Source organism: Kosakonia oryziphila, from assembly GCF_900094795.1.
GTDB classification, from domain to species: Bacteria; Pseudomonadota; Gammaproteobacteria; order Enterobacterales; family Enterobacteriaceae; genus Kosakonia; species Kosakonia oryziphila.
In genome coordinates, this window is record NZ_FMBC01000054.1 from 1 (window position 1) to 12,992 (window position 12,992).

Sequence of the window (12,992 nt, forward strand, 5' to 3'; positions counted from 1 at the left end):
GCTCCGAATAATCCTTCCCTCCTGGACCATCACAGCAGTGTAGTAACCCCGTGGTGGGGTTCCCGAGCGGCCAAAGGGAGCAGACTGTAAATCTGCCGTCATCGACTTCAAGGTTCGACTCGAGCACCGCGAGAGCGCGTTGCCACAGGCAACGACCCGAAGGGTGAGGCGCTTTAGCGCCGAATAATCCTTCCCCCACCACCATTTCAAAGATTTTTTCCCAGCTTTTATCCAGCTCATTACCCATATATCCTACCGTTCGGGGAAGGACGAGAACCTTCGATTAAGGTTCGACTCGATCATCTCACCCCATGTCCCGGCTTTAGATTGGCGGCAACCGCCGTTTAACCGGTGAGCTCTTCACTATCGACGTATTGCATTGCGCATACTCGGAAATCGTGTCAAGCAACGCATCCAGTTGCTCGATGGAGCGCACAACCAGCCGCATAACGAAACAGTCTTCCCCGGTGACTTTGTCACTTTCTATACACTCAGGCAACGCCTGAATCAGTTTATCCACTTTCTGCAACATACCGGGCAACGGTCTGACACGTACCAGTGCCTGTAAGCGATAATCCAGCGCCGCGAGATTTACCCGCGCACCATATCCCTCTATTACGCCCCGTTCCTCCAGCCGTTTAACCCGTTCCGCCGTGCTGGGTGAAGTGAGCCCTACGCGTGCGCTAAGCACTTTTAACGACTGCCGCGCATCTTCTGCCAGAGAGGTGAGAATAGCGCGATCGATATCATCAATAACGTAATCCATACATTTCTCCTAATTTATAAAGGCATTAATCATATCTTACCTTACATCAACTCTGTAAAGCTGGCCGCTGATTTTCGACAATAAACGCATCAACATCAGGAGGTAACGATGAAAACTATTCCAGAGGGTGCCTGGCAAATGAGCCTGGCGATGCTGATTTCCGGTTCGATTGGTGCATTCGTCCTGCTCAGCGGGATGGCGGTAGTTGATGTGGTATTCTGGCGCTGTCTGATAGGCGCGCTTACTCTGTTTCTGTTTATCCGCTTCAGCAAACAACCACTGGGCCGCATCCCCCGCACAATCTTACTTCTCGCCATTGCCGGGGGAGTTGCGCTGGTCATTAACTGGTTGCTGCTGTTCGCCGCATACAGCCGTGTTTCAATGGGGCTGGCGACGGTGGTCTACAATACGCAACCCTTTATGCTGGTGCTGATGAGTATGTTGCTCGGCGAACGCGTCACGCTGACAAAATGGGGATGGTTGCTGCTGGCCTTTTCCGGCGTCGTGCTGTTGCTTCTTAGCGAACTGCGGCATCCGAATGCACAATGGCTTAGTGGAATGGCAATGGCGTTAGGCGCCGCGTTTTTCTATGCCCTGACAGCAATGATTGCCCGCCGTTTGCGTCAGTTACCGGCGCAACATATTGCTCTGATTCAGGTACTGACCGGCGTAGTGATGCTGCTGCCGCTGGCACATATTTCAGCCCCTACACAGCCTTTATCATGGATCATGGTATTGACGCTGGGGATCCTGCATACCGGTGTGATGTATCAGTTGTTTTACAGTGCGATACAGAAATTATCCACGCCGTTAATTGGTTCCCTGTCATTTATCTATCCGCTGGTTGCTGTTGTTATCGACAATCTGCTGTTTGGCCATTCGCTCAGCCTCGTGCAAATGGCGGGTGGCGTGCTAATTCTGCTGGCGGCTGCTGGCAATAATCTTGGCTGGGGTGAACGCCGAAATACCCCGGCGACGCTCACCTCACGGTAATAAAAAACCCCGCGTAGCACATAGCGGGGTTTTGTTATTAGCGGCGAGCGCGAACGATCTGGTATTTCCGCGTCAGATATTCCACAGGCGCGCTCCAGATATGCACCAGGCGGGAGAACGGGAACAGCACAAATAATGTCATTCCCAGCACCAAATGCATGCGGTAAATAAAGGCAACGCCGTCAAGATGCGCAGAGGCTCCGCCATGGAAAGTGACGACGGCCTGCGCCCAGCCGACCAGTTTCATCATTTCGCTGCCATCCATATGCTGAGCAGAAAACGGAATGGTCAATAAGCCCAGCGCACACTGTGTCATCAGCAGCGTCATGATCAAAATATCCGCCGTGGTCGACGTCGCGCGGATACGCGGATTGAACAGGCGGCGTTTCAGCAGCAACAAACCACCCACCAGGCACATCACGCCGCTGGCACCGCCGCCGATCATCGCCATTTTCTGTTTTACTTCGATCGGCAGGAATGATTCATACATCCAGTGCGGTGTCAGCATACCGAGGAAATGGCCCGCGAAGATACCCAGAATACCCAGATGGAACAGGTTCGAGGCAAGATTCATCCCTTTACGGTCCAGCATCTGGCTGGAACCTGCACGCCAGCTATATTGCCCATAGTCATAGCGCAGCCAGCTACCAATCAGGAAAATTGCACCGGCCATATAGGGATAGATGTCAAAGAAGAACATATTAAGGAAGTGCATTAGCGCTCTCCTCCTGTTGTGATATTCAGATATTGCGGTGCCACAGCCCCGGCAAATCGGCGCTGATGAGCAGTAATGTCAGAGCCGCCGCAGCCCTGTTCAGCAAAGAATTTCACCTGCTCCTCTTCCCACACGGCATCCAGCGCCTGCGGCGTATCGTCGCGCGCTTCAGCGGAAATTTTTTCCACCATTTGCTCGTTATCTACTGCGGTTTTGCTCAGCGAAAGCAGGGCATCAAACAGCGTGGTGTAATGGCTTTCACGCTGTTGCAAACGCGCCTGCAACAGCGCCAGGATCGGCGCAATATCCTGCAAACCGCCAATCGCTTCCGCCGCAGGAAGCTGCGCCAGATACTCCAGATAGAGCGGTAGATGATCCGGCAGTTCACGGCTGTCGAGCAGCAAACCATGGCGCTCATACTGCGCCAGCAGATCGACCATCGCCTGGCCACGATCGCGGGATTCGCCGTGGACATGTTCAAACAGCAGCAACGACGTTGCGCGACCGCGATCAAACAGCTCGCTGTAAGTGGACTGCGCATCCAGCAGTTCCTGCGTCGTTAAATCGCGTAAAAAAATCCCGACCTGCTGCGCGTCAACTTTCGCCAGGTTTTCGCCAGCGGCCAGCGCATCGAACAGCTCTTGTTGATGCTGCCACAGGGCAGCATCCGGATACTCCAGCAAACGGGAAATAACCACCAATTCAATCATGGGTGTGGCTCCGTTTTGATTGTTACATCCACCGCATCAATGCGGCGACTGTTGAACAGGTTGAATTTGTTGTCTGAACCGTGACAACCATCGCCGAAGCTGAAGCCACAACCGCTTTTTTCAGGGAACGCTTCACGCGCCAACTCACGATGGCTGGACGGTACAACGAAACGGTCTTCGTAGTTAGCGATCGCCAGGTAACGATACATCTCCTGCGCCTGTTCTTTCGACAGCCCGACCTCTTCCAGCGCGCGGGTATCTTCGATCCCGTCAACGGTTTCCGCACGTTTAAAGTGGCGCATCGCCAGCATACGTTTCAGCGCCAACAGCACCGGCTCGGTGTCTCCGGCCGTCAACAAGTTCGCCAGGTATTGCACCGGAATACGCAGGCTCTCCACGTTCGGCAGAATGCCATTGCTGCCCAGTTCTCCGGCATCGGCTGCAGACTGGATCGGAGACAAAGGCGGTACGTACCACACCATCGGCAGCGTGCGATATTCCGGATGCAGCGGCAGTGCCAGTTTCCAGTCCATCGCCATTTTGTAGACTGGTGATTTCTGTGCCGCGTCAATCACGCTCTGCGGCACGCCATCGACCAGTGCCTGCGCAATCACCGCCGGATCGTGCGGATCGAGGAACACATCAAGCTGGCGCTGGTACAGGTCTTTTTCGCTTTCGGTGCTGGCGGCGTTTTCAATGGCGTCCGCGTCATACAGCAGCACGCCAAGGTAACGAATACGGCCCACGCAGGTTTCCGAACAAACGGTCGGCATACCCGCTTCGATACGCGGATAGCAGAAAATGCACTTCTCGGATTTACCGCTCTTCCAGTTGAAGTAGATTTTTTTGTACGGGCAACCGGTAACGCACATACGCCAGCCGCGACATTTGTCCTGATCGATCAGCACAATGCCATCTTCTTCACGTTTATAGATCGCGCCGCTCGGACAGGTTGCAACGCACGCCGGGTTCAGACAGTGCTCGCACAGACGCGGCAAATACATCATGAAGGTGTTTTCGAACTGGCCGTACATCGCTTTTTGCAGGTTAGCGAAGTTCTGGTCTTTACTCAGCTTGTCGAACTCACCGCCCAGATCGTCTTCCCAGTTCGGGCCAGCAGTGATTTTGTTCATCCGCTGACCGGTGATCAACGAGCGTGGACGCGCAATCGGCTGATGTTTGCTTTCCGGCGCGTTATGCAGACGCTGATAGTCAAAATCGAACGGTTCGTAGTAATCATCAATCTCTGGCAGATGCGGATTAGCGAAGATCTTACCGAGCAGCAGCGCACGGTTACCCATCCGTGGTTGCAGTTTGCCATTGATTTTGCGGATCCAGCCGCCCTTCCATTTTTCCTGATTTTCCCAGTCGGTCGGAAAGCCAGTGCCCGGCTTGGTTTCAACGTTGTTGAACCATGCGTATTCCACGCCTTCACGGCTGGTCCAGACATTTTTACAGGTCACAGAACAGGTATGACAGCCGATGCATTTATCGAGATTCAGCACCATGCCAACTTGTGAACGAATTTTCATTTTGCGCTCTCCTGTACCTGGTCATTACCTTCGCCATCCAACCAGTTGATATTTTTCATCTTACGCACCACCACAAACTCATCACGGTTGGAACCGACCGTCCCGTAATAGTTGAAACCATAAGCCAGTTGGGCATAGCCGCCGATCATATGCGTCGGTTTCGGGGTAATACGGGTGACCGAGTTATGGATACCGCCACGCTGCCCGGTAATCTCTGACCCCGGCAGGTTCACGATACGTTCCTGCGCGTGGTACATCATCGTCATACCGGATGGCACACGCTGGCTCACCACCGCACGCGCAGTCAGCGCGCCGTTGCTGTTGAATACTTCGATCCAGTCGTTATCCGCAATCCCCATCTCTTTGGCATCAACATCACTGAGCCAGACCACCGGACCACCGCGACCCAGCGTCAGCATCAGCAAGTTATCGCTGTATGTGGAGTGAATGCCCCATTTCTGGTGCGGTGTCAGGAAATTGAGCGCTTTTTCTTTATAACCGTTAGGTTTCACGCCCATCACCGCTTTCACCGAACAGGTGTCAATCGGCGGACGGTAAACCAGCAGGCTTTCACCAAAGTCGCGCATCCATTGATGATCCTGATACAACTGCTGGCGGCCGGAGAGCGTGCGCCATGGAATCAGCTCATGCACGTTGGTATAGCCCGCATTGTAAGAGACATGCTCATCTTCGAGGCCGGACCAGGTCGGGCTGGAAATAATTTTGCGCGGCTGCGCCTGAATATCGCGGAAACGAATCTTTTCGTCTTCTTTATTTAGCGCCAGATGCTTATGGTCGCGACCGGTAAATTCACTGAGCGCCGCCCATGCTTTCACCGCCACGTTGCCGTTAGTTTCCGGTGCCAGCGTCAGGATCATCTCTGCCGCATCAATTGCCGTATTCAACATTGGCTGACCTTTTGCCGGGCCATCCGCTTTGGTGTAGTTAAGCTTACGCAGCAGATCCATTTCGCTCTGGGTGTTCCAGGCGATACCTTTGCCGCCGTTGCCAATTTTCTCCATCAACGGGCCAATCGAGGTAAGGCGTTCATAGGTTGCCGGATAATCACGTTCGACCGGAATGATATGCGGCGCGGTTTTACCCGGGATCAGATCGCATTCGCCTTTTTTCCAGTCCTGTACGCCCAGCGGTTGCGCCAGCTCTGCGGCAGAGTCGTGCTGGATCGGCAACGTCACCACATCGGTCTCTTTACCCAGGTGGCCGACGCACAGCGCGGAGAAGGATTTAGCGATGCCTTTGTAAATCTCCCAATCGCTTTTGGATTCCCACGCCGGATCAACAGCCGCAGAAAGCGGATGAATAAACGGATGCATATCCGACGTATTCATGTCGTCTTTTTCATACCAGGTTGCCGTTGGCAGCACGATATCCGAATAGAGGCAGGTGCTCGACAAACGGAAATCCAGCGTCACCACCAGATCCAGTTTGCCGTCGAGACCGTTGCCACGCCACTCCACTTCTTCCGGCTTCACGCCCCCCTGCTTGCCGAGGTCTTTGCCCTGAATACCGTGCTCGGTACCCAGCAGATACTTGAGCATAAACTCATGGCCCTTACCGGAAGAACCGAGCAGGTTAGAGCGCCAGATAAACAGGTTACGCGGATGGTTTTTACCGTTTTCCGGCTGCTCAGCCGCAAAACGCAAAGTGCCCTCTTTCAGGGATTTTACCGTGTAATCAACTGCGTCCATCCCGGCTTTTTCCGCTTCGGTGGCGATGCGCAGCGGGTTGGTGCCTAACTGTGGTGCAGACGGCAGCCAACCCATACGTTCAGCACGCACGTTAAAGTCGATAAGATGGCCGGTATAGCGGGATTTATCCGCCAGCGGCGAAAGAAATTCCTGCGCCGTTACCGTTTCATAGCGCCACTGGCTGGAGTGGTTGTAGAAGTAAGAGGTGCTGTTCATATGGCGCGCCGGGCGCTGCCAGTCGAGAGCAAACGCCAGCGGTTGCCAGCCGGTTTGCGGACGCAGTTTTTCCTGGCCAACATAGTGTGCCCAGCCGCCACCGCTCTGCCCAACGCAGCCGCAGAAGATAAGCATATTGATAATGCCGCGATAGTTCATATCGAGGTGATACCAGTGGTTCATCCCGGCACCGATAATCACCATCGAACGACCATGGGTTTTGTCGGCGTTATCGGCGAACTCGCGGGCGATGCGGATAATCTGCGCCTGTGATACACCGGTGATTTTCTCTGCCCATGCCGGGGTATAGGCTTTAATTTCGTCGTAACGGGTAGCGCAGTTTTCATCATCCAGACCGCGATCCAGGCCGTAGTTGGCGAGCGTCAGATCGTAGACGGTTGCCACCCGCGCGATAGAACCGTCTGCCAGTTGGATGCGTTTTACCGGTAGTTTGTGCAGCAGGATATTCTCCAGCGAAACGCCGCTAACATGCTCGCTGCTTTCACCGCCGAAATAAGGGAAACCAACCTGCGCCACGTCGTCGTGTTTACCGAGCAGGCTCAGACTCAACTCCACATCAGCCCCATTGCCGCCGTCACGTTGTTCAAGGTTCCATTTCCCTTTCTCACCCCAACGGAAACCAATGGAGCCGTTCGGTGCGACCAGATTGCCATCGTTATCAAGGGCGACGGTTTTCCATTCCGGGTTATTTTGCTGGCCCAGCGCATCCACCAGATCGGCGGCACGTAACATACGACCTGCGGCGTAATAACCGTCGCGCTCCTCCAGCATTACCAGCATCGGCATGTCGGTATAGCGACGCACATAATCGGTGAAATACTGGCTCGGCTTGTCCAGATGGAATTCACGCAGCATGACATGGCCCATTGCCAGCGCCATCGCAGCATCGGTGCCCTGTTTCGGTGCCAGCCACAAATCGCACAGTTTAGCGATTTCCGCGTAATCCGGCGTCACAGCAACGGTTTTGGTGCCTTTATAACGAACTTCGGTAAAGAAGTGCGCATCCGGAGTACGGGTTTGCGGCACGTTTGAACCCCAGGCGATGATGTAACTGGAGTTGTACCAGTCAGCGGATTCCGGTACGTCAGTCTGTTCGCCCCAGGTTTGCGGCGAGGCTGGCGGTAAATCGCAATACCAGTCATAGAAGCTGAGGCAGGTGCCGCCGAGCAATGAAAGGTAACGCGCACCGGAAGCATAAGAGACCATCGACATCGCCGGAATCGGCGAAAAACCTGCCACGCGGTCCGGGCCGTAGGTTTTGACAGTATAAACGTTGGATGCCGCAATCAGCTCATTCACTTCCTGCCAGGAGGAACGCACAAAACCACCGCGACCGCGCGCTTGTTTAAAGCTTTTCGCTTTATCAGCATCTTCAATGATGGAAGCCCAGGCATTCACCGGATCGGCATGTTGCGCTTTCGCTTCGCGCCACAGTTTAATCAGGCGTTTACGCATCAGCGGGTATTTCAGGCGGTTAGCACTGTAGAGATACCAGGAGTAACTCGCGCCGCGTGGGCAACCACGCGGTTCATGGTTAGGCATATCCGGGCGGGTACGCGGGTAGTCTGTCTGTTGGGTTTCCCAGGTGACCAGACCATTTTTAACAAAGATCTGCCAGCTACAGGAACCAGTGCAGTTCACGCCGTGGGTGGAGCGAACGATTTTATCGTGCTGCCAGCGGCTACGGTATCCATCCTCCCAGTCCCGGTTGGTGTTTAAGAGCTGGCCGTGCCCGTCGGCAAAGGTTTCGCCCTTCTGTTTGAAGTAGCGAAACCGGTCCAGGAATTTACTCATCGGGGTTCTCCTGTTGGAGCCTGTATGGCTCTCTTGCTAAATCGACATTGCTGCATTTGCCGCGACGGTAAACCCCGCAAAGACAAAGAGAATTGATGGCGATCAAGCCCTCAGAACTTCACAACAGCCGCCAAAAAACGAATTACCCCCAAAGGGTTAGTGATTTTTATTTTATAATGCACTGATAAATAATGTTTTTTATGAAATAAGTGCAGAGTGGGCTCTACTTTTCCTGAGCGCCAGGTATTAAGGGGTAGATGTTCTGCCCGACACTTGGTGCATGAGAGCTTCCGAAGCAGGATGAAAATAAATTGAATAGGATGTTGTAACTACAAGCTGAATAAAAAAAGCGCGGCTTTCACCGCGCAACGATAATCAACAAGCTTTCATATTATTATTTTTTACGCCCGTATATCGCCCAGGTGATCACAACGCAGGCAATATAGAACACGAGAAATACTTTCATTGCACCAGCCGGAGAGCCGGTTAATACCAGTGAAGTGCCGAACGCCTTCGGGATGAAAAAACCGCCAATCGCGCCGATTGCTGAGATAAACCCAAGCGCCGCCGCTGTTTCTGTTGCTGCTTCGCGCATGGCTTCATTCTCGCTGCCGCCGCGTTTTTGTGCGCGTTCCATGGCCATTTTACGGAAAATAACAGAGATCATCTGGAACGTAGAGCCACTGCCCAGACCTGCCGTGAGGAACAACATCAGGAAGACGCAGAAGAAGGCAATAAAGCTACCGCCAGTACCTCCTGTAGGTAAGGTCAGGAACAGCGCAGCACTGAAAATAGCCATCATCACAAAGTTCACTAACGTGACACGTGTGCCGCCGAGTCGATCGGAGATCGCGCCACCAGCCGAACGAGCCAGGGCGCCAATCAGTGGACCGAAGAAAGCAAAATGCAGGATCTGTACCTCCGGAAACTGCGTTTTCGACAGCATGGCAAAACCGGCTGAAAAGCCGATAAACGAACCGAAGGTTGCCAGATAGAGGAAACTCATAATCCACAAGTGGCTGCGTTTCAGCACCGGCAATTGCGCACGTAGCGAGGCTTTCGAGGTCGCCAGTTCGTTCATGCCGAACCACGCCGCCAGTGTAAAGAGGGCCAGCAGCGGAACCCAGATCCAGGCCGCGTTTGCCAGATACAGCATTGTGCCGTCCGGCTGAACCGCGCCCGTACCACCAAAAGCGGCAAAAATAGAAAAAGAGACGGCCAGCGGGGCAATCAATTGCATCACGCTGACGCCCAGATTGCCCAACCCGCCATTGAGCCCCAGCGCGCCGCCCTGCTTCTGTTTCGGGAAGAAGAAGCTGATGTTCGCCATACTGGAAGCAAAGTTCGCCCCGGCGAAACCGCATAGCAGCGAGATAATAATAAACGCACTAAAAGGCGTGGTCGGATCCTGCACGGCAAAACCGAGCCATACGCAAGGAATAATCAAAATCCCGGTGCTGAAAGCTGTCCAGCGACGACCACCGAACACCGGCACCATAAAAGAGTACGGTACTCGGAGCAGCGCGCCGGAAACGGAGGGCAGCGCAGTCAACATAAAGAGCTGGTCAGTGGTAAACCTGAAACCCACTTTTGGCAGGTTAACAGCCACGGCGCTGAACAGCATCCAGACACAAAACGCCAGAAGCAGACAAGGAACGGAAATCCACAAATTACGGCTTGCAATCGCATGTCCCTGCTGTTGCCAGAAAGCCGGATCTTCAGGACGCCATTCGGTAATAACCCGTGATGACGAACCTTTTTCCGGGATGGATGAGTGCTGCATATACACCTCTGCTGATCGGTTTGATGCCTGTCACCATAGTTTTTGCAGCGCCAGGTAAGTTGATATAAATCAAAGGAAAAGCCGCGCTTTCTACGCCTGAAAAATCACCATGCTCATTAGTGAGTAGTCGTGATATACAAAAAAGGTGTGGTTTTTCACGGTCATCGCCGCTACCGCGCAGATTGTTCCCACGTTGGTCGACACGCTGGCAATAAAGAGGTAATCCTTTAGAGGTATGGGTATACCCCAGGCGATAGCTGACAATACCGTTACCCGCAGCGCATGCGGTCAAGGAGCTTTCATCACTTATGCTAAAACGCCTCTTTTCTCCTATTTCGCTGGTTAACCAACTGGCGCTGCTGATGTTGCTGTCCACCGTTATCGGCGTGGCAGGTATGGCTATCTCCGGCTGGCTGGTACAGGGCGTTCAGGGTAGCGCGCATGCTATCAATAAAGCCGGTTCTCTACGCATGCAGAGCTATCGCCTGTTGTCGGCGATCCCGCTGCATGAAGACAAGCAGTACCTGTTTGATGAAATGGAGCATACCGCATTCAGTCCGGAGCTGGCGCTGGCCGCGCAGCGTGATGGCCAGCAAGCGCAGCTTGCCGAGCTACAAAACTACTGGCATAGCCTTGTGATCCCCGCCATCCGCCAGGCGCAACAACCCAGTGAAGCAGCGAACATTATCGCTATCTTCGTTGGCAGAATAGATAAACTGGTGACGTCGTTCGATCGCAGCACCGAACAACGGATTGAACAGGTGGTCATCATGCAACGTCTGATGGCGCTGTTAATGGCTCTACTGCTACTGTTTGCCGTCGTCTGGCTACGTTCACGACTGCTGCGCCCATGGAAACAACTGCTGCAAATGGCGCGCGCCGTTAGCCAGCGCGATTTTACCCGACGCGCCTCGATTAGCGGACGCAATGAAATGGCAACGCTTGGTGAGGCGTTAAATAACATGTCTGCTGAGCTGGCGGAAAGTTATGCAGTACTTGAGCTGCGCGTTAAAGAGAAGACCGCCGGTCTTGAGCAGAAAAACCAGATCCTGTCGTTTTTATGGCAGGCTAACCACCGCCTGCACTCACGCATTCCGCTGTGCGAACGCCTTTCACCAGTGCTTAATGGCTTGCAGGATCTAACGCTGCTTCACGATATCGAACTGCGTGTCTACGACACAGAAGATGAGAAAAACCATCAGGAATTTACCTGCCAGTCGAATGCCAGTTGTGATGATAAAGGCTGCCACTTGTGTCCGCGTGGTGTTACAACGCCGCATCCGGGTTCCGGAACAACGTTAAAATGGCGGCTGGCGGATGCCCATATGCAGTACGGTTTGCTGCTGGCGCAATTGCCGCCGGGCCGGCATTTAAGCCATGACCAGCAACAACTTGTTGATACTCTGGTAGAGCAGTTAACCGCGACGCTGGCACTCGACAGGCATCAGGACAAACAGCAACAACTGCTGGTAATGGAAGAGCGCGCCACCATTGCCCGTGAGCTGCACGATTCAATCGCCCAGTCACTCTCCTGTATGAAAATGCAGGTTAGCTGCCTGCAAATGCAGGGCGATGCGTTACCACAAAATAGCCAGCAGTTACTGAGCCAGATCCGTAACGAGCTGAATACCTCATGGGCGCAGTTACGCGAACTGCTGACCACCTTCCGTTTACAATTAACCGAACCAGGGCTGCGCCCGGCGCTGGAAGCCAGTTGCCAGGAGTACAGCGATCGTTTCGGTTTCCAGGTGCGGCTCGACTATCAGCTTACGCCCCGACTGGTGCCGCCGCATCAGGCTATCCATCTGTTGCAAATTGCCCGCGAAGCACTGAGCAATGCACTGAAACACTCCGGCGCAACCGCGGTCAGCGTCGCCGTAGAACAGCAAGAAAACCGGGTGATACTGCGCGTTGCCGACAATGGGCGCGGTATTCAGGTCAATGCTGAAAGGACAAACCATTATGGAATGATCATTATGCGTGACCGCGCGCAAAGCCTGCGCGGCGATTGCCAGGTACGCCCCGTTGCCTCCGGCGGGACGGAGGTTATCGTTACGTTCATCCCTGAGACGTTTATCTCACCTATGCAAGGAGATACCCATGAGTAACCCGCAACCGGCCACTATTTTGCTGATCGACGACCATCCGATGCTGCGAACCGGTGTGAAGCAGTTGATTGGCATGGCGCCCGATATCACCGTGGTCGGCGAAGCCAGCAACGGCGAGCAAGGGATTGAACTGGCAGATGCGCTCGATCCAGACCTGATACTACTGGATCTCAATATGCCTGGCATGAATGGCCTGGAAACGCTCGATAAACTGCGCGAGAAGTCGCTCTCCGGCCGGGTGGTAGTATTCAGCGTTTCCAATCACGAAGAAGATGTAGTGACCGCACTGAAACGCGGCGCGGATGGCTACCTGTTGAAAGATATGGAGCCGGAAGATTTGCTGAAAGCGCTACAGCAAGCAGCAGCAGGAGAGATGGTGCTCAGCGAAGCGCTCACCCCGGTGCTGGCGGCAAGCCTGCGCGCCAATCGCTCGACCAGCGATCGCGACATCAGCCAGCTCACCCCGCGCGAGCGCGATATTCTCAAGCTGATTGCGCAGGGATTGCCGAATAAAATGATCGCCCGCCGTCTCGATATCACCGAGAGCACAGTCAAAGTCCACGTTAAACATATGCTGAAGAAAATGAAGCTGAAATCCCGCGTAGAAGCTGCTGTGTGGGTTCACCAGGAACGTATTTTTTGATC

9 protein-coding genes and 1 tRNA gene are annotated in these 12,992 nt (G+C 53.9%); 4 read left to right on the forward strand and 6 right to left on the reverse strand.

What is annotated here, in order from left to right; all coding sequences use genetic code 11:
• The first annotated feature begins 52 nt into the window (after window positions 1-52).
• Window positions 53-204 (forward strand) — tRNA-Tyr (locus GA0061070_RS20335).
• 118 nt (window positions 205-322) lie between these two features.
• On the opposite strand, the gene GA0061070_RS20340 is transcribed toward GA0061070_RS20335, so the two are convergent.
• Window positions 323-766, reverse strand: a complete 444-nt coding sequence (locus GA0061070_RS20340; RefSeq protein WP_090137869.1) for an Lrp/AsnC family transcriptional regulator — start codon at window positions 764-766, stop codon at window positions 323-325.
• Window positions 767-874: 108 nt separating this feature from the next.
• Between GA0061070_RS20340 and GA0061070_RS20345 the strand changes: the two genes are divergently transcribed.
• Window positions 875-1,759: a DMT family transporter gene (locus GA0061070_RS20345; protein WP_090137871.1), complete on the forward strand. Its 885-nt coding sequence runs from the start codon at window positions 875-877 to the stop codon at window positions 1,757-1,759.
• A gap of 37 nt (window positions 1,760-1,796) precedes the next feature.
• On the opposite strand, the gene narI is transcribed toward GA0061070_RS20345, so the two are convergent.
• The 5 genes from narI to GA0061070_RS20370 all read right to left on the reverse strand — a co-directional run bounded on the left by narI (window position 1,797) and on the right by GA0061070_RS20370 (window position 10,239).
• Window positions 1,797-2,474 (reverse strand): respiratory nitrate reductase subunit gamma, encoded by a 678-nt coding sequence (narI, locus tag GA0061070_RS20350; RefSeq protein WP_090137873.1) that lies wholly within the window; start codon window positions 2,472-2,474, stop codon window positions 1,797-1,799.
• The gene (narJ, locus tag GA0061070_RS20355; protein WP_090137875.1) at window positions 2,474-3,184 is read right to left on the reverse strand and encodes a nitrate reductase molybdenum cofactor assembly chaperone; all 711 of its coding nucleotides are present in this window, start codon (window positions 3,182-3,184) and stop codon (window positions 2,474-2,476) included. Before narJ ends, narI begins: the two co-directional genes overlap by 1 nt.
• Window positions 3,181-4,716: a nitrate reductase subunit beta gene (gene narH / locus GA0061070_RS20360; RefSeq protein WP_090137877.1), complete on the reverse strand. Its 1,536-nt coding sequence runs from the start codon at window positions 4,714-4,716 to the stop codon at window positions 3,181-3,183. The genes narJ and narH overlap by 4 nt, the downstream gene beginning before the upstream one ends.
• Entirely contained in the window at window positions 4,713-8,456 is a 3,744-nt protein-coding gene (locus tag GA0061070_RS20365) for a nitrate reductase subunit alpha (protein WP_090137879.1), read from the reverse strand. Before GA0061070_RS20365 ends, narH begins: the two co-directional genes overlap by 4 nt.
• A gap of 394 nt (window positions 8,457-8,850) precedes the next feature.
• The gene (locus GA0061070_RS20370; RefSeq protein ID WP_090137881.1) at window positions 8,851-10,239 is read right to left on the reverse strand and encodes a NarK family nitrate/nitrite MFS transporter; all 1,389 of its coding nucleotides are present in this window, start codon (window positions 10,237-10,239) and stop codon (window positions 8,851-8,853) included.
• 308 nt (window positions 10,240-10,547) lie between these two features.
• On the opposite strand from GA0061070_RS20370, the gene narX reads away from it, so the two are divergent.
• Together narX and narL are read left to right on the forward strand one after the other, a co-directional pair.
• Window positions 10,548-12,347 carry a nitrate/nitrite two-component system sensor histidine kinase NarX gene (gene narX / locus GA0061070_RS20375; protein ID WP_090137883.1) on the forward strand — a complete coding sequence of 600 codons (1,800 nt, stop codon included), beginning with the start codon at window positions 10,548-10,550 and terminating at the stop codon, window positions 12,345-12,347.
• On the forward strand, window positions 12,340-12,990 hold the full coding sequence (narL, locus tag GA0061070_RS20380) for a two-component system response regulator NarL (RefSeq protein ID WP_090127076.1): 651 nt from the start codon (window positions 12,340-12,342) through the stop codon (window positions 12,988-12,990). Before narX ends, narL begins: the two co-directional genes overlap by 8 nt.
• Window positions 12,991-12,992: the final 2 nt, after the last annotated feature.